Origin of the sequence: Brevibacillus laterosporus (assembly GCF_030489605.1) — a bacterium.
Lineage (GTDB): Bacteria > Bacillota > Bacilli > Brevibacillales > Brevibacillaceae > Brevibacillus_B > Brevibacillus_B laterosporus_E.
Genome location: NZ_JAUKFY010000011.1, coordinates 140,238 through 160,503, shown reverse-complemented (window position 1 = coordinate 160,503; position 20,266 = coordinate 140,238). Strand labels below are relative to the sequence as shown.

Annotated in this window: 20 protein-coding genes; all 20 read right to left on the bottom strand. The window is 43.4% G+C overall.

Features of this window, described 5'->3' with window-relative positions:
• The coding region (locus QZ995_RS14070; RefSeq protein ID WP_301807932.1) for a phage tail tape measure protein at nt 1-1,518 on the bottom strand (1,518 nt) is incomplete at its 3' end.
• 286 nt (nt 1,519-1,804) lie between these two features.
• Nucleotides 1,805-2,152 (bottom strand): hypothetical protein, encoded by a 348-nt coding sequence (locus QZ995_RS14065; protein WP_258429596.1) that lies wholly within the window; start codon nt 2,150-2,152, stop codon nt 1,805-1,807.
• Between the two features lie 11 nt (nt 2,153-2,163).
• Entirely contained in the window at nt 2,164-2,598 is a 435-nt protein-coding gene (locus tag QZ995_RS14060; protein ID WP_301807925.1) for a hypothetical protein, read from the bottom strand.
• Nucleotides 2,598-4,124: a phage tail protein gene (locus QZ995_RS14055; RefSeq protein WP_301807923.1), complete on the bottom strand. Its 1,527-nt coding sequence runs from the start codon at nt 4,122-4,124 to the stop codon at nt 2,598-2,600. The genes QZ995_RS14060 and QZ995_RS14055 overlap by 1 nt, the downstream gene beginning before the upstream one ends.
• 14 nt (nt 4,125-4,138) lie before the next feature.
• Nucleotides 4,139-4,669 carry a hypothetical protein gene (locus QZ995_RS14050; protein WP_301807920.1) on the bottom strand — a complete coding sequence of 177 codons (531 nt, stop codon included), beginning with the start codon at nt 4,667-4,669 and terminating at the stop codon, nt 4,139-4,141.
• A 2-nt stretch (nt 4,670-4,671) separates the two neighbouring features.
• A complete protein-coding gene (locus tag QZ995_RS14045) occupies nt 4,672-5,229 on the bottom strand; it encodes a hypothetical protein (RefSeq protein WP_301807918.1) in 558 nt (185 codons plus the stop codon).
• Nucleotides 5,229-5,633 (bottom strand): hypothetical protein, encoded by a 405-nt coding sequence (locus tag QZ995_RS14040; RefSeq protein ID WP_301807915.1) that lies wholly within the window; start codon nt 5,631-5,633, stop codon nt 5,229-5,231. The genes QZ995_RS14045 and QZ995_RS14040 overlap by 1 nt, the downstream gene beginning before the upstream one ends.
• On the bottom strand, nt 5,633-6,160 hold the full coding sequence (locus QZ995_RS14035) for a hypothetical protein (RefSeq protein ID WP_301807913.1): 528 nt from the start codon (nt 6,158-6,160) through the stop codon (nt 5,633-5,635). Before QZ995_RS14035 ends, QZ995_RS14040 begins: the two co-directional genes overlap by 1 nt.
• Nucleotides 6,129-6,491, bottom strand: a complete 363-nt coding sequence (locus QZ995_RS14030; RefSeq protein ID WP_301807910.1) for a hypothetical protein — start codon at nt 6,489-6,491, stop codon at nt 6,129-6,131. The genes QZ995_RS14035 and QZ995_RS14030 overlap by 32 nt, the downstream gene beginning before the upstream one ends.
• A gap of 12 nt (nt 6,492-6,503) precedes the next feature.
• Entirely contained in the window at nt 6,504-9,452 is a 2,949-nt protein-coding gene (locus QZ995_RS14025; RefSeq protein ID WP_301807908.1) for a hypothetical protein, read from the bottom strand.
• Between the two features lie 73 nt (nt 9,453-9,525).
• On the bottom strand, nt 9,526-11,712 hold the full coding sequence (locus tag QZ995_RS14020; RefSeq protein WP_437124734.1) for a minor capsid protein: 2,187 nt from the start codon (nt 11,710-11,712) through the stop codon (nt 9,526-9,528).
• Nucleotides 11,713-11,715: 3 nt separating this feature from the next.
• Nucleotides 11,716-13,245 (bottom strand): terminase large subunit domain-containing protein, encoded by a 1,530-nt coding sequence (locus tag QZ995_RS14015; protein ID WP_301807903.1) that lies wholly within the window; start codon nt 13,243-13,245, stop codon nt 11,716-11,718.
• The gene (locus QZ995_RS14010; protein ID WP_301807901.1) at nt 13,242-13,898 is read right to left on the bottom strand and encodes a hypothetical protein; all 657 of its coding nucleotides are present in this window, start codon (nt 13,896-13,898) and stop codon (nt 13,242-13,244) included. The genes QZ995_RS14015 and QZ995_RS14010 overlap by 4 nt, the downstream gene beginning before the upstream one ends.
• A gap of 52 nt (nt 13,899-13,950) precedes the next feature.
• Entirely contained in the window at nt 13,951-14,811 is an 861-nt protein-coding gene (locus QZ995_RS14005; protein WP_301807896.1) for a tyrosine-type recombinase/integrase, read from the bottom strand.
• A 332-nt stretch (nt 14,812-15,143) separates the two neighbouring features.
• A complete protein-coding gene (locus QZ995_RS14000; RefSeq protein ID WP_301807894.1) occupies nt 15,144-15,680 on the bottom strand; it encodes a hypothetical protein in 537 nt (178 codons plus the stop codon).
• A gap of 27 nt (nt 15,681-15,707) precedes the next feature.
• On the bottom strand, nt 15,708-15,944 hold the full coding sequence (locus QZ995_RS13995) for a hypothetical protein (protein WP_301807890.1): 237 nt from the start codon (nt 15,942-15,944) through the stop codon (nt 15,708-15,710).
• Entirely contained in the window at nt 15,945-17,330 is a 1,386-nt protein-coding gene (locus tag QZ995_RS13990; protein WP_301807887.1) for a DEAD/DEAH box helicase, read from the bottom strand.
• Complete coding sequence (locus QZ995_RS13985; RefSeq protein WP_301807884.1) at nt 17,327-17,602, bottom strand: VRR-NUC domain-containing protein; 276 nt, start codon at nt 17,600-17,602, stop codon at nt 17,327-17,329. The genes QZ995_RS13990 and QZ995_RS13985 overlap by 4 nt, the downstream gene beginning before the upstream one ends.
• Nucleotides 17,603-17,649: 47 nt before the next feature.
• A complete protein-coding gene (locus tag QZ995_RS13980) occupies nt 17,650-17,808 on the bottom strand; it encodes a hypothetical protein (RefSeq protein WP_301807883.1) in 159 nt (52 codons plus the stop codon).
• A gap of 93 nt (nt 17,809-17,901) precedes the next feature.
• On the bottom strand, nt 17,902-20,262 hold the full coding sequence (locus QZ995_RS13975) for a virulence-associated E family protein (protein WP_366919699.1): 2,361 nt from the start codon (nt 20,260-20,262) through the stop codon (nt 17,902-17,904).
• Nucleotides 20,263-20,266 lie beyond the last annotated feature (4 nt).

Genomic DNA, 20,266 nt, shown 5'->3' with positions numbered 1-20,266 from the left:
CGATGTAAAGACGGGTATAACGTTAACTTTCACCCAATTCACAACTGGTGATATGGCATCCTTAATCCCATCCCATACAGCCTTTGCATAGGGCTGGAGTTCATCCCAATTCTTGTAGATCAGGTAAGCCCCGCCTGCTATTGCCCCAATTGCAAGCAAGACTCCGCCACTTACCAAAGCGATGGTTCCTAAACCGATACCGGCTGCGCTTAATCCTAGCGACAAGGCACCAAAAGAAGCCGCCGTCACTGTGATAATACCGCCAATTCCAGCTAAAGCCGCAACCCCACCAGCAATTGCAAACATGTACTTGCTTACTTCAGGGTGCTGTTGGAAATACAGAGCCGCCTCGGATAACTGGTCGTTTAGAAACGCAAAAAACTTTGTTCCTGATTCGAGTAAAGGAGAGCCAAGAGAGGTTAAGAAGGTATTCCATGCCTCGCCCGCTGTATCTTTTACCTGATTAAAGTTTTCCATCTGCATCTTGACTCGATCGTTTAAAGACAGTTGTTTATCTACGTTATCAAGAATTTCCTCCAGAGATCCTTCTCCCGTTCGAAGTAACGTATAGGCAGTACGACCGCCCTGCTCACCAAAAACCTTGTGGAATAGCTTGATTAGTTTATCTGTTCCCATTCCTTGTTCAACTAAGGCGAATTCTTTCTCTACAGCTTTTTCATCCGCAATAATTTTATTGCTACCTACTGTTTTCCTTAGAATTTTTGCTATTTCTGTGGCAGATTTTAATTGCCCACGGGGGTCTTTTGAGTAATCCAAGAAAAGCGATTTGTCGTTTTTATCTAGCCAGCCTACAGAAGCCATATACGCGGTTTGTTGTTTGGTCTGAGGTACAAGTCGCTCTAAGAAGTTACGTACAAATGTACCCGCACTGGAGCCCTCTGCTGTCTGCGTTCGGGTTAATGCTACCAAGGCTGAGGAATCCATCACCTGTTCAAACTTTCCTCTTGTGCCCCACATCTGAGAGGCTACACCCGCCATATTACCAAGACCACGGTTGATATCTTCAGCTCCAGCGCTTGAAGCCGCTGCCACTTTCGTTACTGTGTCCGCTGCTTCTAACATTTGCTGGCCAGTGAGTTGAAAACCAGCTCGTGTTTGTACCATTAGTTCAGCCGCAGCCGTTGGCGCCATTTGGTTTAGCTGTGCAAACTTGATAGTCGCCTCTGCCGCACCATCCATGATGTCTTTATATTGCAAACCACCTTTTTGAAGATCTCGAATGACCTCTCCAGCATCCAGATTTGAAAATGTGGTTTCTAGCCCTAAACGGGTAGACAGGTCTTCAATTTCTTTCATCTTCTGCGTAATTTCGTTGGCACTTGATGGATCAAACAACTGCTTGCCAAATGTCTGTGCTTTAATCTCAGTCATGATCTCCTGCAAGTTACCAGCTCTAGTAACAACCTCGTCTGCCGCGTTTACAATCGAATTAAATGCCAGGACTCCACCTACCGCAAGAGCCCCGCCGCCAAAGGCCATGTTTTTTAAACGGTTCATTTTGCTTTGTACTTGATCTGTGGCGTGCTCCATCAGTTTGAATTGACTAACAATCCGTTGAGAAGCACTTGAAACACGGTCAGTTAAGCTAATAGCAATAGCTAAATCTAAAATCGTACTAATAAGAGGACCTCCCTCCTAAAATGAGAAGAACCCCCAAATTAAAACATTCGAGGGTTCTTCTCATTCCATTCGTTAACAATAATCGTTGTCGCCATTACTGTTTCGTCGTCCATTTCCATCGTATCGGAATATGATATACCTGCACCTGAGCCCATAGCTAGTTCTACTCTTTTTCGGAACCAGGACTCTCCTGCAAGTTTTTTGCCGCTTCCTCAAGTTTAGCTTTTTCTTCCGGTGTTAGTACAACTCTCTCTACTTCCTCCCACTCTTCATATTCAAAGCTAGCCATAAATTCCAAAATTCCAGTAAGATTTTCAGGAATTTCAACTTTCTCCCCATTTACGCTTTCAATTCCTACTACTGCTTTAACTAATACTGTTAGTATAACTCCACCAAGATTTGCTCCACCATCCCCTTGCACGACTGAAAGAAGCTTTCGTTCAATAAAATGGTGCGGGCCTTTCTTTTTACGAATAACAATTTTTTTACCAGTTGATAGTGTGTATTCCATTTGTAAGCCTCCTATAGTGGTATGCGTTCGGTCGCATGCCAATTGATTGAGTTGTTAATTGCTTTATTGCCGCCGTCTACATCAGCTTTAAATCCGCTAAAGGTTACGCCTGTAAACTTGTATTTTTTTACCGTTCCATCTTTGTAGACTCTAGTTGTAAACATCGAAAAAGAGAGTGTATCACCTGTCTCTTTTTGATATTTGAGTCTAGCATCTACAATGTCGTCATAAGCACCGTTCGTGTCTTGGCCGCTAAATGAGCCTTTCCATCCATCTATCGTGCTGGTGCTGTATTCAGTCTCCTCACCAATAGGATGCTTTTTGTCTTCGGTCGTAATTTCCTCTTCAGACCACTTCAGTATCTCAGGTGATTTTTTCAAGACGTTACCGTTCGAATCTGTTACTGCAATTACTAACTTTTTGCCAAGTAAGCCCGCCTGTGCCATTAAACCTCCACCTCCACGTTAGTACCGCCTTGATAATTCAGCAGAATCCACTCAGCAGTGTTATAATGTTTGACTTTCAACTCTTGCACGAATTGATCGATTGATTGAGCTTTTTGATTAAACCGAATGGAATAAGCTTCGATTTTACTTGTTTCTAATGGATTGGTCGGTTTAACTAGGTTATCGAAGAAAGTACGAATGCGCATGTCTGCTGCTTCTTTCATCGGCTTGGTCATAGCCTTTCCCTGCCAAGGTGCGGCTACAGCCTCCAATTGCTTCTCAATCCAGCTATTCAAGCGACGACGATTCACTTTTCGATTCTTGTTATCAGCAATTGGATCGCCCGCTACATCGTTTTTCGCAAGAGTGTAATCGTTAGCCATGCGCCAAGCATAAGATCCATCCCCTTTAGCAGAAGGCTTGAGTTGGAAAGCCGCTATTTGATGAGCAAAAAGCTCCTGGTAGTCCTCAAATTCAAGTTCTTGGTCAGTACCAGCAATCCAGTTACACTCCACAGCAAGTCCAGAGTCTTCTATTTGGCCTTTCACGTGCGCAATAGCTGAAAGACAACTTCCGGAGATCCGTTGGCCAGTCGTAGAGTTATAATACCCGTAGACCATTTGACCGAAGTCGCTGTCAAACTGATCTCGATATTCGAAAGTATCTGCAATAGCTTGAGCTTTGTTTGTCCCAATGTAAGCAATAAAATTATACTTCTCACTTAGGGCAATCAATGCTTTGTCTACTTCTGGACTCGAATAGTTAATATGAGCTACATCCGTTAAAATGTTCCCGATAACACCAAGTAACCTCTGGCCCGTCCGGATACCGGTACCTGGATCAAAGGAGCCTATACGGTCTTGATCCGTTAAAGGAGCCCCATTTGATCCATTCTTCAATTGAGTTCTGGCCATGACTGCTGGACGTGTTGTGTCGAAATCCTTTTCCGCTTTGACATCTTCAAATACAAAATGCTCGCTAGTGGATTGAATTACTTTCTCCACATAACGAGCATCCTCTGGGTTTTTTGAAAGGTTGTCGTAGGTTTCAAACCCGCCTAAGTCTGACCATAAGATCAGCTTAAAGGTGTTTGCTTTAGTCCCTTCTTGTACCTCAACAGTAAAAATGTTTGCGTACTCTCCAGGACCGGCTTTTGGGTAAACATGTGCTGTCTCTTTGTCTTGTCGATCTTTCAAGTGCAAACTAGCTGTTTGGTGTCCATTTCCTAAAACTCGCACGAAAGCTGCCTTTTTAATATGGGCATGGTGTAGATGGTCTAGCAATTGATTGCCCGCAAGTTTTTTGGTAGATGAGCCGAGAATAGGCTCGGCTATTTCAATTAACCGTTTGGACGGTGTTTCAGAAATCAACATGTATTTATTGATTGGGCCACGATCAAATTCGCCTACAAAACCCAAGATAAATTGTGGTGTACTAATTTCTTCGCTTTGAGGTACAGGTAGCTCATTCACATATAGCCCAGGAGGATAATCCTGTAGCGAAGTTACTCCGCGTAATATGGTCAACAAGACCAGCTCCCTTACGTTATTTTTGGTTTGAACTTACTTACATCAATCGCATTCACTTGCTCCTCTATGATCAATTGTCCCAGACATTGATAGGTTGCATCTACTTGGTATAGGTTAGGTTCACCGCGTGGTGGTAGAGGTGGAGAAGCAATGAAAATCTGTACAAGGTCCCCCCACTTATCTTCAGGGATGGGTATCTCATTTTCTGTTTCGATGTAAGCTAAAAACTTGGTAGATAACTGTTGCGCTTGGCTTGGCCGTTCAGCAAAAAAGGAAACCTGGATAAGATAATGAAACCGTACTGCTTCCGTCCCTACAGTAAAAGTACCATTCCCGTTCGAAAGCACTCCGTGTGGCTGGTGTTCCCTCATGAGGGCCTTTTCAGATGTCCCGCTAACATACGTGATATTAGCAGCAGGAAGGACTCTTTTTTTAGTCTCTATAGGGTTCGGTGTATCATTAGTCACTAGGTAACTTGAGCCGTGAACAGTCTTAATGGCTTTTTCTAAGGCGGTGTAGACTGACACAAGTGGATCTCTCACTGTCAGAGCCTCCTTAGGCTTTTAATGATTTCTTTTTTAGCAATCTCTTTAATCTGGTCCTTATTTTCGTGAAGTGCTGGGCGTAGGAAAGGACGTGCCGGTATATTTTTGGGTTCGTATCCAAATTCATGGGTAGCCGCGTAGCTTCCTGGATCACCCTTCTTACTATCAGATGATCCAGAAGCCACTCCTACATATGCAACGCCTTTGTTAATCTGTTTTTCGTCCGTAGTAATTGCTTGTCGCAAGCTACCAGAATCAACTAATGGCGAATCGTCATTTCCACCAGCTCCCCATGCTCCATGTTTCTCTTTGTACCTTTTCCCTGCTCGTGTTAAGACACCTGCCTTTGTTTTGGACATGTGCTTTTTACGGACCGTTTCTGGTTTTAATGTTACCCACGCTTTATACCCTCCGGATTCCCCTTGGTAGGTTCCCAGTTTCTTTTTAGCTGCACCCATGACAACGGCTGCGCCTTTTTTCAGCGTATTCCTTTCTGCTTTCGCCATCAAATGCGGGATATTCCCTAGCACACGATACAAGTCGTTAAAGTCACCCATTATGGCATCGACCTCGCTTGACATTCCTTAATAATTAGCTCACCCGCTAAAGTCGCAGGAGATGCTAATATGATATTAAACTGCTTGCCGTCATAAACGAGAACCTTTCCTTCTTCTACTCTTTTTTCAGGTGGCTCCGTGCCATCTTCAATAGAGATAAACTCTAGTTTTTGTACAGGATTATCCCCTAACGCAGTAGCCTCCTCATCGATAGAATGGCCCGTAACAACTATTTTGATGGTTTCTTTTATAGGATCAGGCTGTTTTCTATCGATAATTGAAAGCCCGCTAGATGTTTGTTCTTCCGTCAACGTTTGCAAGACAGCTTCTACCTCGTAGCCCTTTTGCTTGATGTGCCGATCAATAATTCGTTTGATTTTCTTGGCCAACTTTGAGGCGTTCATTATGACCACATCCCTATAGGCTTCTTCACCGATTGTTCATAGCGTTTCTCACGAAAAATTGCTTCTTGTGCGATTTTATCAAAGTTGTCAAAGTTAATTTGTAGCCCTTTGCCCAGTTTTAAGCCGCTGATCTCTGCGCCCTCACGAACAATCTCATATAGGATCTTCGCCATGCAGTAATCTAGTAAAATTCGGTGATCTCTTACTGATAGGCTTTCAATTGTATGGTCTGCGTAGTAATAAAAGCTTAGTTTAGAATAGCCAGCAGGTGTGACAGGAGTTATCAGGGTACGATCAAGAATCTCATACCCCGCTAAGCCTTCTATCCATGTTTGGTAATCTTCGGGAAGCTCGTATTCTGTCACACCTGGTACTAGTTTGATTAAGCCCTTTCGTCTTCTTGGACGGTAGCGAGAATAATCGTAGAGTGCTTCTGTCAATCTACTGATTAAGTCATCGTTAGAATAGAAAAAGGGTTCTTCCATGTCTCCTAGATCAAAGCGTAACTTCTTGACCAGCTCCATCATGTGCATTCGCCTCCAAAAACTGTTTATACAATTGCAGACGTTTTTCTTTATTGCTAACCGCGTCTACATCCTCGGTAGAAACAACTAGATTCTCCACTAACACTTCTTTTTGTTTGACTGCCTCCAATTTGTCGAATTCCTCTAACGTAAGAAACTCCTGGGCTACTACTTCCTCAGGAGTTTCTTCAGTGGCAAACTCGGTTTCATCTTCAATCACTTCTACCGACTCATCTTGATCTGGATATCTATAATGTTCATCGTAAGACTGGCCAGGGTGAATCATCTGACCAGTTAACGGATGAAGAAATGAGCATCCTGTATTAATCTTCACAGTTATCAACTCCTAGCTATTGAACAGTTTGATTGTACGATAAGGAGGGTTATACGTATTACCTGCATCGTCAATTACAAGAGGCGTAGCAATTGCAACTTGTTCAGTCGCAAAGTATTGACGGGCAGAAGTTATTCTCGTTGTTTTTGGATCGTAATAGGCTTCTGGCCCCTCAATTGCCATAGGGCTACCAATACCAAGACGAGTAGCGTTAACTTTACCAAGGAGAATACGTTGATCTCCAGCAGCCCAAGGGGTGTTCATTTCTCCAATGTCCAGACCATTGCGATCTGCAAACCACATTTTACCTTTTAAAAGATTCGTACCCTCTGGGCTTGCCCACTTGTAAAACAGCTCTGCATTTTTAAGATTTACCATCGCATTAAGGCTACCAAGTGCAAAGTCAGGTGTTACATAGCGAGGGGCGCTACCCATATAGGCTTTTTCGTAGTCTAGTTGCTCCAAGAGCTTGTTGTAATACAAAGAGCTTCGACCGTTATAGGATGTAGGGACAGTTAAATCAAAGAAGGAGACGTTTGTTGCATAGGCGTAAGTAAGGGTAGGTAATTTAGACTCGCTTACTCTCGAAGACTCTGTAAAATAAGCTTTCGCATTTTCAAAATCAATCGCATAATCTCCGTTATTAATTAACTTTTTAATCGGGTCCCATGTTCCACGTTGAAGCACCGTTGACCCAACTTTAACCACGATATCGTTTACAATAGCGGATTGCTTTCTACCAAACTGGTCAAGCCATACTTTTGTACGTGGACGTACAATTGGTGGTACCTGTTTTGTTACGGTTCCCGATGGGTTCCCGCAAAGCATAGTAGCGATAAAGGCAACATTCGAACCAGAAGGAACGTTGCCAGAGGCTTTAGTAAATTCAGCAACCTCTACCTTCTCATCTGTTACTGTTTTTGCATTGTATTCATCGGAAACATGTATCATTTCCAAACCTAATTTTTGATCTTTGACTCGTTGGAAACGCGCTGCTAGATTGGCTAAATTGCGAGCAAGTGAGTCGTAATTCATCGGGCCGCTTTGTAGTTCGGTCAGAGCCTCTTTCGAAAGTAGCGTTCCTCGCTTGAACCATTCCGCTGCAAATTCTAGGAAGAAGGTTTCGACACCCTCGGTTACGATACCCTCGTATTCTCCCGTTACAAAATCATCCTGTGTGTACAGGTCATGTCCCTGGAACTCAACCGGAATTTTATAGGTTGAACCTGAGAACGGTTCTGCCATTGCTAATTGAGCAAACTTTAAATCCTGCCATACTTGATACATGAACGCTCGTGAAATCAAAGCGGCTTGTGCGAAGTCTCCGGTTGAACTCATGGCACTGTCGGTAATGGCTCCATTCTCAATGGATTGGGCCGAATCTGTTAGATCTTGCATATGTCGCCGGTATTGTTCATGATTGTCGCGTTCCATTTTAGCCATAACACGATCGAGGATCTCCGTATTTGCTTTTCGCATTTCCGTATCCACGTGGAAGTTACGTTCTGTTGAACGTAATCGATCATCAAATGCTGCCATCAAGTTATCCATAATCGGCTTCCAAGGCTGACCTTCTGCACCGACTTGAACCTCTTGATTAACAATAGCAGCTCTTCCAGAAGAAATCCCAAGGCTCTGTTTTTGTCTATCGATTTGGATAGCATCGACAAAGGCTTTTTCGGTGTCAATAAAAGAGGCTACTTCCGAAGCGTCCGTAATAGCAGCGCCTTTTTGAAGTAGCCCGTCTTTTACTTGTTTGTCATAGGAAAGCTCGTTAACAGCATCAACAAGAGCTTTTTGTGCTTCCTTTTTCTTGCGATTTGCCTCTTCTTGTTGTTCACGTGTTTGCTTTTCAAGTCTTAACTTTTCAAGTTCATCTGTTAATGCTTGTTCTTTTTCCTTAGCTTCGATAGCGGCATCACATACCGCCATATCAGCGTGGCCAGGATTTTGTTTCTTCCAATCCTTCAGTGCAGAGAGTGTCATTGTAAAAAAGTTCAATGGTTCTTCCTCCTTTAATGAATCAAGAATTTCGCATATAGCTGAATCGGTTAACGCAATGGGTGAGTGATATGACTCACTTTCAGCAGGATTTAGAAGTACGTCCCACGTTTTTATATCCAGGCTTTTTGGTACCTTAACCGTTTTACCGTGAAGATTAATCGGTACCATCACTCCTGTCATACGATTGCTAAAACCAATTGGAAGACCTTCATCTATCATGGTCTGTACCTGTCTTCCCATATCGGTATCAATGGTTTTATACTCCGCCCAAACATATCCTGAATCATCGATATATGCGTCTCGAAACTTAACACATTGATTAGGTATCTTCGAATCAAACATGGTCTTTCCCTGTGCTGTGAGATAGCTTCTTGGGTGTGGGTGTTCCCCAGCGTATGGAAAGCCAGCACTTTTTAGCTTTTTGAGAGCATGTTCATAAGTGCCTCTAGGGTACAGCCTCATATTGCCGTTGATAGCATCTACCTTGGCCACAATTTGTTTGTACCACCCTGAAGTTTTACCTGCTTGATCCACAATAGCAACGGCTTTCGAGACACAAACATCGACCGCCTCTCCTGCTGAGTCAGTGACGGCCCCCATGACTGGTTCAGACGCATCTGTTACGATTGTCATCTTTTCACTTTCTACCGCAAAACCAAGGTTTGGCTTTGAGTTCACCTTCTCTATTTGTGCAGCTTCTTCGACATCGTAGTAACCAAATTCTGATCTACATTTAGCATGAATTGCTTCATAGTAGATTTGCCGATCCACCTCAGTGAGTGGAGTGTTGGCCAAATTTCTCTTTATGGATAGAAGAGCAATGGCGCTACTCGCCTCTAAAATCTGTTGCATTAGTTGATCGTCCTTTAAGGCGTCCTTGATGGGCTCTTCTCCTGATACGAATCCTATTTTGGAGAAGTATTGAAGATTCATTTCAAACGGTAAATTTGTAAACACACGTTTTCCTCCTTTCATTGAATCTATGATGAGAATACTATTCCGGTCACACAAAACCACCACCTTTCAACTACTACTCATCTACAGGCAACCAGCTAACCCTACATAACGGATGAGCAAGACCAGGGTAATCATCAATATCATAGACATTACCGTGCCTAGATCGGCATTTATCGCAGGTACGCATGTCTATAACCTCATCACATTGGACTTTTTTAACGCCAGCGCCTTTATAGGTTCGGATTTGCATGCGATCGTAAGCCCAGCTTAGTTCATTGCGGGCAATCAAATTGGCTCGCACTTCATCCAAAATAATAGGCTCCAGTCGCTTTGCTATCTTGCGCCATCCAAGGTTATTATCAAAGCCAGTTGCTAATTCTTTTTGGATTTTTTTCAGTGTCGTTTCTTTCATGCCTTTAATTCGCTGCGCAGATTGCTGAAGCAGATCTTCTCTGATATCGCTACGTGCAATACGTGGTTTAATCTCTGTTGCGAGTAAGGAAGCCGCCTTTTCTGCACCCATCGCCCCAGCTATGGTCATTGCTTTGACTAATGAAAGCTGTAACTTTCCTTGCTCAGCTTCCCACGTCTCTTCAAGAGCATTTAGGATCTCATCTTCAGCGTAGTCTAAGATAACAAAGTCCGTTATACCTTCATTATCAGACTCATAATTGGTGAACCGCTTGTTAACGGCATTAAAAAAACGAAGGACTGCCTCCTCCGCCTCGACCTCTTCTTTTTTAAGTTTTGATCGATCTTCAGCCGCCACGTCTGTAATCGGTTCTTTGTCCTCTTCTTCATCTGCATTCTCTTCTTCTTTTGGAGGCAGAGACTTGGCCACTAAAACAGCGTTTCGAGCTCTTTCCTCTTCAATCATCATAGCCATCTCCACTGGATCTTCAATATCGAAGTCTCCAGCAATGCTTTGAATAGCTTTGACGTTTGTAATAAGGATATCGCCACCATTAGCGCCACGAGCTTTTTGAACACGCTCTAAGCGCTCTAAGGCTGTCTCTGTTGTCTTCGTACTCCAAACAACGTCATAGGCAATAGAGGTAGGATTAATGCCCGCTAACATTAGCTGTAAATCTATTAAAGCGCGATACCCGCTGTACTGTCCTATATCCCCATACTCTAGTAAATCCGTCATGCTATCCAGTGATTGCAGGTATTGGGGGTATTGAACTTTTAAAATGTCCCTATTCAAATTCTGTCCACTGGTAAGTATGGCTTTGGGTACACCAAGATTAAGCCACAGAAGATCATCGAAATATTCGATGTCGCCCATCTCTGACAAATTTGCATCTGCTTTTATGGTTTGTAGATCCGCATTACCAACAAAAGTCGATAGCAGATGAGCATTCTTTGTGGGATTCCCTTTGTCATCAACCAAACCTACGCGTCTTGTGTATTCAGCGACCTCCGATTCCCCAGCAGTGTCAGGTAGCCGGTGATACTCCTTTTGAACCGATCGGAATTCCCGACGTATGGCGGCTGCAATCTCCATCTTCAAAAGAATTTTATGAAGCTGTCGAGCCGTTGCATAGTGCGAGGTCCCATATAGTTCCGTCTCTTCTGACATCCATCGGATGTGATTCATTTGATATAAGGCAAAGTCTTCGCGGGACGACTTAGGCGGTCCGATATCCATTAACGAATGTATCTGCGTTTGGGGATCTATTTGACTAAATGCTCTTTCTATATCAGGGAAATCGCCGAATTCATCACTGTTTCGTTTAATTGTTGTTGCAGGTCCTCTCTTCACATCTAAAACAAGCCCTGAGCCTAAATCCACAATAGGGTTGAGAAAGATATCACCATCCCGTAAAAGTACCTGTAAATGTTCGGTAGATTTAGCAGACAGCTTAGTTCGACGCATAAAATCATCTATTACCTGCTGGGCTATATTGGCTCCAGGAACTAATCTCTTTGGCTGTGGTTTGCCTAATTTTCTGAGATGTTTGCGATGGGATTCGCTTCCCTGGACAATGACTTGACAGCCCCCACGGGTTGCATCGGCTCCTAAACGTAAATTAGTTATCTTGAACCGAGCGTCTGTTTTAAATAGTTTTCTTACATCTCGAATGATCTGTATACGTTCAGTCGAAACCTTATATTGATCAAAAACTTGTGTTAGAGGTGACTCGCTATAAGAAACCCGATCAGTTTTTCTGCTGTCGCTACTTACTTCTTTTTTTGCATATCCAAAGTAATCGAAAATTTTCGTTGTCAATTGCGTTATCCGACTCAATAAGTTCACCTCCTAATGGAAAAGTATCGATTCAGGATTCGCCATAATCGAAAAGCCAACAGGTTTGCTGTATGCTTTATTCTCATTGATGGCCCAGTTAGCTAATGCTAAGGACCAGAACTTATCCCCGTGGTGATTGTTGTTTCTCTCCACACTATACCTGAACGCCCCTGTGCTCGTGACTTCACGTTTAATGGCCACAATCTGTGTAATGAGATCCCGTTCATTTGGAATTAGAATTCCGCTAGGTCCTTTTTCGAATTCCTTGTGTAGTGCAATGGCCATAGCCTCTTTTGTAGCATTAGTAAAAGGAATCGGTTCAACCTGGCCGCTGTATTTCTTTTGCAAGTTCTCTGCCATGTGCATGCCCAGACCGGTTTCATCAATGCATAGCCTAACCGGTTTTGCTATTTCAAGGAATCTACCAAGCTCCCTTTCTTGTAAATCAAAATCTGACTGCTTATAAGTCTCCATAAACCGTAGAATCTTCCCGTTTCCTGTGCCGTCTAGTGAGGTTAGTTCGGATGCATCTTTACGGCGTCCTACGTCATAGCCACCACCAAGTGAGCCTATTGTTTTTTCACGTAAAGCATTGAAGTCCTTCGCCATGAGCTCTTCTTGTTGGCTTGGTTTATTATCAGTACGTTCATCGTTCATTACACACTTATACACCATCTCCAAAGGGAAGTAGGAGGTACTATCGTCGATAAACGCACACTCAAATTCTTGTTGGAAAGCTTCTAGGTCCATGGCATTAAATAACTCATGCAGCTGGTCGGTCCCAAACTCTTCAACCCGTTGTAACGTGTGCATACCAGGGGCCTCTAAGCGAGCCCTAGCAACATCTTTACACAACAACGAAAAGTCCCACCAGTAAATAGTGCGACGCTTGTAATTCCGGTATTTCTTATCCTCTGACCACAGCTCGTAAAACTTTCCTGCTTTCCCTAGCGGGGTGCTAATGATCGTTAAAGACCCGTGTTTTACCCTTGTAAGAACAGGGACCGCTGACGTGTATACGGTACTGTCCCAGCCACCAAAGAAAGCAAATTCATCTAAAATGATATCGAGAACGTTATTAGACCCCTTCCCCCGAATAGGCCCTTTCCCTTGCGCAATGATACGTGTGCCTGTGGATTGTCTTCCAGACCTGCTTACAAATTCTAGTGAGGTAGTATTGTCGACCAGCTTACGCTTCTTGTAACTGTCTGGTAGCGAGTCGTATATTTGTTTGGCATACCTGATCTTTTCCTTAGAGTCGTCCTGTTTATACGACGCTATGATGCAAGTATAATCGTCTAAGTTCTGCGACCTTGCTAATGCTCTAGCAGCTGAACCAAAAGACATACCCGATTGTCTATTTTTAAGCCATATCTGAAATCTATCATTGGATTCCAGAAAGTCCCGCTGATAGTCTTCAAAGATTAGCCCGTCAGAACTTAGGAGCTCAATATAGCCTGTTTCGGTTGCTAATGCATCGAGCAGTGTTTGGCTTGTGATCTCTTTAGGAGTGATAACTGTTGGTTTTTTCTTTTTACTCATGAGCTATCATCTTTTTTAGAAAATCTAGCTGAGAACCTAGCTTGTACTTCTTCAGCAGAAATACCTATATTCACCTGAACCTGTGTCCCATTATCCTTAGCGGCTTTTGGTGTCATGAGATACTGACTGAGATCAATACCGAGATCCTTGGCCATTTTTGTAGCCGTGGCTAAAGCTGGATGAGCTGTCTTTTCGATATATGGGATTCCACTGTTTGTATACCTTGTAGATTCTACTACTACCCCGTCCCTCACTACTGCTTCCAGAAGCCTCCCGATCTGAACGGCCATAGAACCCGCTACTGCTCCCGCCTCATCCTTCAGCTCGTCAAGGTTTCCGCTTCTGAACGCCCGTTGCCACTTCTTGATATTTCGTAGTTCAGGCCTGCACGGTTCTAAATCTTTTACCCTGCCTTTCACGAAATCTTTACAAGTAGTACGATGAGGACAATCCCCTGTACAAGGTCTGACGGGCAATTCTGAAGAAAGGTACGTTCTCGTCCTCTTCTTTTTTTCTTCCACTTGGGCTTGCGCCACTTCAAGCATAGCGCTATTTACTTTACTCTCATAATCCTCGTTGGTTGCTGTGATAAATTCTTCATCAAGCTCTCCCATGTGTTGCGGTCCGTTTTCTTGGCTTTTTCCATCGTGCATGTAATCGCCTCCTTTCTGTAAACAAAAAAGCCACCTGATAGGTGACTTCTGTCTATGTGAAACTAATTTTTTCAACGGCGTTTTGCAACTCTTCTTCGCCTGGTTGGGTGTAGATAAGTGTTGTATCAATCTTTGAATGGCCCATTAACTTAGCAACAATATCGATACGTACCCCGCTAACCACTAAATCGTGTCCGTAGGTATGCCGCAGAACGTGAGGGGTTAAGGTTTCCACATTAGCTTTTTTACCAATGGTTACGCATAAGTTATACAGTCCATCGTAGGTCAACTGGTCTGCGCGTTGGCTTCTGAATAGCCATTTCCCTGTAGCGTTCTCTGTCACCAGATACTCCCCTAAGCATTTACGTAAATCGTTAGGGATTGGCACGACACGCCGTTTATTACCCTTACCTGATCTAATCACGAGCGAGCCTTTGCGCTCACTGATCAGCACGTCTTCAGGCTGAAGATTGATTAGCTCTTCCGCGCGAGGTCCGGCCATTAGGAGGGTAAGGATAATTGCCGCATTACGTTTGTTTTTCTCGTTAAGAGCTGTACGGATAACCCGATACTTTTCATTCTTACTCAGCCACTTTGGTGCTTCTTGTACCTGCTCCACTCTTTTCACGTCAGCTAGCGGGTTGTGGTTTATGTATCCTTCTTTCTGCATCCAGATGCAAAAAGCTTCAATGGTTGCTAGAGCTGTGTTTATGGATGCGGGCTTTAGATTTTTAGTTTCTTGTAAGTATCTTCTGTACTCTACCGCATCGATAGAAGTAATGCTTTTCGGATCGCTACAATCACTGTTTGATTCAAGCCAGGTAAAGAAACTAGTAAGCTGTCTACGATATGTCTTTATCGTGTTATCACTTTTGCCAACAGCGGCCAAACGATTAAGGTACTCATTTATCATATCATCACCCATTATCTTTTGAGTTTTTTGAGCTATAACGAGTCTAAAAAGCCTTATATAATGTAAGGCTAGTATAGCATACTCAAAAGATAATAGATATTATATTTTGTGTTTTTTATCCTTTAATTTCTCGATTTTTAGTTCGGTACGTAACAGGGGGCTTACGCCCTTTTTTACTTAAAACTTTAATCAATAAGCCACTCATTGCTAGGTCATACATTTCGCATGATACCTCACTTTGAGTGGCTCTAATAGTTTACCTATTTATTGCACACTATCATATTAACATGGATTGTATGTCTTTAATAGGGCGGATTTTTGTAACGCTATTGCTATGCCTCAAGTCTGATGCCATCGACGCCAAATATCAATACTGACAAGGTTTTTACCGCCTCGTTTATGTCCCTATACACTGTTCTGATATCGATTTTGTGACATTTGGCTACATCATCAATCTCTTGTTTTTGCTCAGAGATGTATAAAGCGTGGATAATTTTATACCGTCGAATCTCTTCTGTCTTCCCTGATTGTTCACACATGTCTTTATAGGCGTTTAACATACGACCTATAAATTTCATCATCGCTTTTGTTCGTTGTTTACTACGTCTAATTGATTCAACGGCAAAGTTTTCCGTGTACAGCTCGTCTAAAACCTCAGCCATGTCTAGAAGCTCAATCTCTTTTTCAATCTTTCCACAATGTACTACAAAAGATCGATAGTTTTTAAGTAGCAATCTAGTGTTCCGTAAACGCCAGTCTTTCTTTACTTTCTCTTGTTTTCTTTTTTCTTTTTCAAGGTGATCCATCGCTGCTTTAATAGCAATCTCAGCAGATAGCTTGGTTACTTGTTCAATTAGTTGTTGATCCATTCTATTAGCACCCCCTGAGTTTTAAACCTATGAAAGTTTTTTACGTGGGGAAGGAAGTTTCCCACTGTCTCTTCTCTCTTTTGCTTGCTTTTGAGTTATCAACTCGATTGGTTTTTTCCCTTTGGTTACTATTTGGTCTTTGGTTAGTATCGCTAGTCTAGCTCGCTCTGCTTCAAGCTCTTCTGGAGACAGTATATAGGTTTTCATTGGAGATGATCGCGTAGACATAAGTTCGTTTTCTCGTTTTGGAATTGGTGTGCCCATTTACGTTTCCCCTTTTCCAGATTCGTTTTCGCTACTCACTCGTTCTATTCTTGCTTTTACCGCTTCAAGTAGTGCGTCTTGATCATCCGCTTTGCCTTCTAATCTCAACATGACGTCCTCATCCATTGTTCCCTCGGCTACTATGTGGTGAACAATTACTTTTTGCATTTGCCCTTGTCGGTGAAGACGGGCGTTCGCTTGTTGATAAAGTTCTAAACTCCATGTTAACCCGAACCATACAATTTGATTCCCACCGTCTTGTAAATTTAAACCGTGGCCAGCACTAGCGGGATGCGCCAATAAAACAGGAATTTCCCCTTTATTCCATGCAGCAATATCCTCAGCGGTATCTAGTGTTCGTGCTTCAGGGATTGCCTTTTTTATTCTCTGCAGGTCGTGCTTATAGGCATAGAATACAAGAACGGGTTTCCCGTTGGCCGCCTCGACAATATCTTGTAAGGCCTCAAGCTTGGCCGAATGGATTTCTCGAATGCTGCTCTTTTCGTTATAGACCGCACCGTTTGCCATTTGAAGTAGTTTATTACTAAGAACAGCTGCCGTATTAGCTACCACATCACCATCTACAAAAGGTAGTAGTAGATCCCGCTCGAGTTTTTGATATTGTAATTGTGTATCACCTGTTAGTTTTACGGGAACGACTCGATCAATTCGTTCAGGCAGGTCCAACCAGTCTTCCGCTTTCATGCTCATGCATATGTCTGCAATCTTTTCATACACATTCTTCTCCGCTTCTTTTTTCTCTCTCCACTCATACACTATATGGTCTTTTCGAGCTCCTGCATCGAAATATCGGTCCCTATATCCGGTAATTGTTTTTCCTAGTCGCTCACCTTGATCAAGTAAATAAATCTGCGCCCACAGATCCATTAGCCCGTTTGGTGCCGGTGTTCCCGTTAATCCAATAACACGGTTCATCATCGGTCTAACTCGTCGAAGTGCTCGAAATCTCTTAGAATTACTTGACTTGAAAGAAGAAAGCTCATCGATTACCACTGTATCAAAGGGCCAGTCCTTACCTGTTGTACTAACCAGCCATTCTACGTTCTCCCGATTAATCACGTAAATATCAGCATCGGCTTGTATAGCTTTCTCACGTCTTTTACGATCACCTAGTATTTTCGATATCCGTAGATGCTTTGTGTGCGCCCACTTTTGAGATTCTCGACTCCAGGTATCCTCTGCTACCCGTAAGGGGGCAATTACCAAAATCTTAGAGGCTTCAAAAGAATCGAATAAAAGTTTTTCAAGAGCCGTTAACGTGATAACAGTTTTGCCTAAACCCATTTCTAAGAACAATCCAACTGCAGGTGTATCTAAGATTTTTTCTATCGCAAATTTTTGATATTTATGCGGTGTGAATCTCACCTGAACCCCTCCACAAAATCCCTTATGCCAACCTCAGAATCAATCACCCATACCTGAAAGCCTAGCTTTTCAAAGTCTCTTTTGCATTTCTCTTGCAACGGATGAAGTTTACCTCCAGGCGCCTTCATTTCAACGAAAGCCATTCGGGAATTTTTAAAAAGGCATAGGCGATCCGGTACGCCCCTCCTACCAGGAGAAGTGAATTTTATACATTCCCCACCAAGGCTTTCTACAGCCATTTTTAATTTCCGCTCAAGTGCTGACTCTCTCATCTGATCACCTTCAACTTTTTGGTAATTTCCAGCATGACAGAATGACTCTAAATTTCCTTACGCGCGCAAATATACGCGTTAGCATGCGTTTCGCGTGTACCTATACGCGTTTTTATATGCTCTTTTATATATTTCTTATATTTAATAGATTTACTGTCCTTACTGTCCCGATAGCTCTTAACCTCTTGACGATTAAGCTTTTTCACACGGACAGTACACCTAATTCTACTGTCCGTTTTACTGTCCATGCTGTCCGTGTGAAAATTTCATAGTGTCCGCAATGTCCACGAAAATAGATGTTACTGTCCAATCCTTTCAAACACGGTTTGCTTGCCGTAGATTTTAAATTGGCCTCTGCTTGGTACCCTTTCTTTCCAATTTGGCACCCCTCTCAGGATGTCATATAGGCTCCGAGCCTCCCACGCATTCATTTTCGCAGGGTCGTTACCAAGGCATTCTGCCCATATCTCAGCTGCACAAACACGGGTTCTTGGAATCATGCCTGTAGGCTTCTCTAAGTAACTTCTTCTTGCCCATAAGTCCATATCGTCCCAGTTGTCTGGAAGTAAGGTGTTTAGGTATTCGTGAACCAAGCCCTCACGTGGATCAGTATCCATGTGTCCCTCTTGAATCTTTTGTGCCATCTCTGCTATTTCCCTCGTAAGATTCAAGGATTCACCGCCCCTGTATAGGCTCAAGGCCTCCGCCCATATTTGCCCCACTTCCTTGTCTGTCAGCTGTTCAAAATGGTTTCTCGTTCGACGTTCAGGCTCAACTGTTACAGGCCAAAAGCGGCGATTCCCTGTCGTATCCTTCAAGAAGTTATGGTTATTAGTAGTCCCGAAAAAAACGCATTTACGCGGAAACTCTGATACCTGTCGATCATAAGCGACTCGGTATTTATCGTTTTCCTTAGATAGAAATAGTTTGATCTCTTCTACTTCTGCTTTCTTCATGGCCGCCAGCTCGCCGATCTCAAAAATCCAAGAGCCTTGTAGGTGTTCTCCCGCTTCTTTATTGTCAAATGTCCGTAGAGAATCGCTAAACCACTGCCGGCCCATCATGGCCAGAAGACTACTTTTCCCGCATCCTTGAGGGCCTACAAGAACGAGCATTTGATCGAACTTACACCCAGGCTCATATAAACGTTTCACAGCTGCGACAAACATTTTCCGCGTGACGCTACGTGTATAGGGAGAATCTTCTGCCCCTAAATAATCGATAAACAAAGTATCAAGCCGCTTTACCCCATCCCATTGTTGCTCCTCTAGATACTCTTTAATAGGGTGAAAGGTGTTTTGGTGGACCACTTCCGTTAGCGCATTCTTGATTACGGCCTCCGACTTGAACCCGTATCTCTTCCCGAAATAATGCTGCAGTCTCCGATCATCAGCCCCCAGCCACGGTTCATAGTCGGCGTTAACCCGCTCACGTTTTCGCCAAGGCAGATCCTTTCTGATTACCTCTGTATTCCCGAACGCATCATAAGCAAGCACGTTTGCAAAATCCCCATGTGTTAAGATGAGCTCGGCATTCCATGCGTTCGACAACACCACTTTTGGGTTCTTCGGATGCATCTCCAGCTGGGTCATCCAATCTAAGTCTGATTCGTCTATCTCTTCTCGTTCTCCAAACTCTTCGGAGATGATGTCGCGTTTTACTTTTATATCTTTAATGGCCAGATCCACCATTGCTTTGTAAGAAGGTAACTTCGACACATTTGTCCGGTCACTAGCGTTGTCGTCCAGCGCCCCGAATCGATTAAGGCGTACTAGATCAAATGAGTTTACTTCTCGACCACTAATCGGGTCAGATTCGTGATGTGAAAAGGCAAACGTATCCTCATCGTAAACAACCAAACCCCCGTAGGATGTAGAGCCTACATAGGTGTACCGTCCATCATGAGCCGTAGGCTCGTATACACCTTCTAAGTAGGTTTCGATCGCTTCGCTAATGGTATACGCTCGGCAGAATGCCCCCACAATACCGGCTTTACTACGTGGGTCTTCCATCCGATTACTGCGCTTCTTCTCTGTTGCCTCTTCACCTGGATGTCGTGGCCACTCTAGTGGATCTCGCCAATCCACATAGCTGTTTAGAACGGCATCAACGTCTATCAGATCTCCTTCCGACTCTTCCAAAAACGGTTTAGCGTCTTTAGAGCAGCTAGGTAGATACATTAATCGATGAACATCGAATGTCGTTTTATCAAAAGATGTCATGCCAATTTGATCCGCCAGTTTACGACTTACTGCGGCGTACTCATCTGGTGACATGGGACGGGAGACAGGAGCTACTAATCGATACTTACAAGCGTTTGATCGATGGCTGTGTGTGGAATAGATAACATAGGCTTGACCGCCTAAGATTAAATCCACAGCAAAGCAGAAATCCTCATCTGCATGATCAACATCTAGCGTTATTAACCAGCGATTCTCCACGTTCTCTTTCTTCCGTCTACCACCTCGGATGAACCCGCCCACATAAGCAGGTCCATCCTTGATTTTTCCTTTTTGAGCCTTTGTCATTCGATCATATTCAGCCATCGACTCACTGGTACGACGGATTTTACGTAGCTTCTCTACGAACTCTTCCCACGTTAAGTAGTCGGGTTTCCAATTTATGTCGCTTCGGTTGCGTCCGAATGAGATTTCAAGCACGCTA

Excerpts from the sequence above, each read along its gene's own strand:
- QZ995_RS14065 (WP_258429596.1), bottom strand. The coding sequence starts at position 2,152 with ATGGAATACACACTATCAACTGGTAAAAAAATTGTTATTCGTAAAAAG.
- QZ995_RS14035 (WP_301807913.1), bottom strand. The coding sequence starts at position 6,160 with ATGATGGAGCTGGTCAAGAAGTTACGCTTTGATCTAGGAGACATGGAA.
- QZ995_RS13995 (WP_301807890.1), bottom strand. The coding sequence starts at position 15,944 with ATGGGCACACCAATTCCAAAACGAGAAAACGAACTTATGTCTACGCGA.
- QZ995_RS14040 (WP_301807915.1), bottom strand. The coding sequence starts at position 5,633 with ATGAACGCCTCAAAGTTGGCCAAGAAAATCAAACGAATTATTGATCGG.
- QZ995_RS14045 (WP_301807918.1), bottom strand. The coding sequence starts at position 5,229 with ATGGGTGACTTTAACGACTTGTATCGTGTGCTAGGGAATATCCCGCAT.
- QZ995_RS14000 (WP_301807894.1), bottom strand. The coding sequence starts at position 15,680 with ATGGATCAACAACTAATTGAACAAGTAACCAAGCTATCTGCTGAGATT.
- QZ995_RS14015 (WP_301807903.1), bottom strand. The coding sequence starts at position 13,245 with ATGAGTAAAAAGAAAAAACCAACAGTTATCACTCCTAAAGAGATCACA.
- QZ995_RS14060 (WP_301807925.1), bottom strand. The coding sequence starts at position 2,598 with ATGGCACAGGCGGGCTTACTTGGCAAAAAGTTAGTAATTGCAGTAACA.
- QZ995_RS14010 (WP_301807901.1), bottom strand. The coding sequence starts at position 13,898 with ATGCACGATGGAAAAAGCCAAGAAAACGGACCGCAACACATGGGAGAG.
- QZ995_RS13985 (WP_301807884.1), bottom strand. The coding sequence starts at position 17,602 with ATGAGAGAGTCAGCACTTGAGCGGAAATTAAAAATGGCTGTAGAAAGC.
- QZ995_RS14005 (WP_301807896.1), bottom strand. The coding sequence starts at position 14,811 with ATGATAAATGAGTACCTTAATCGTTTGGCCGCTGTTGGCAAAAGTGAT.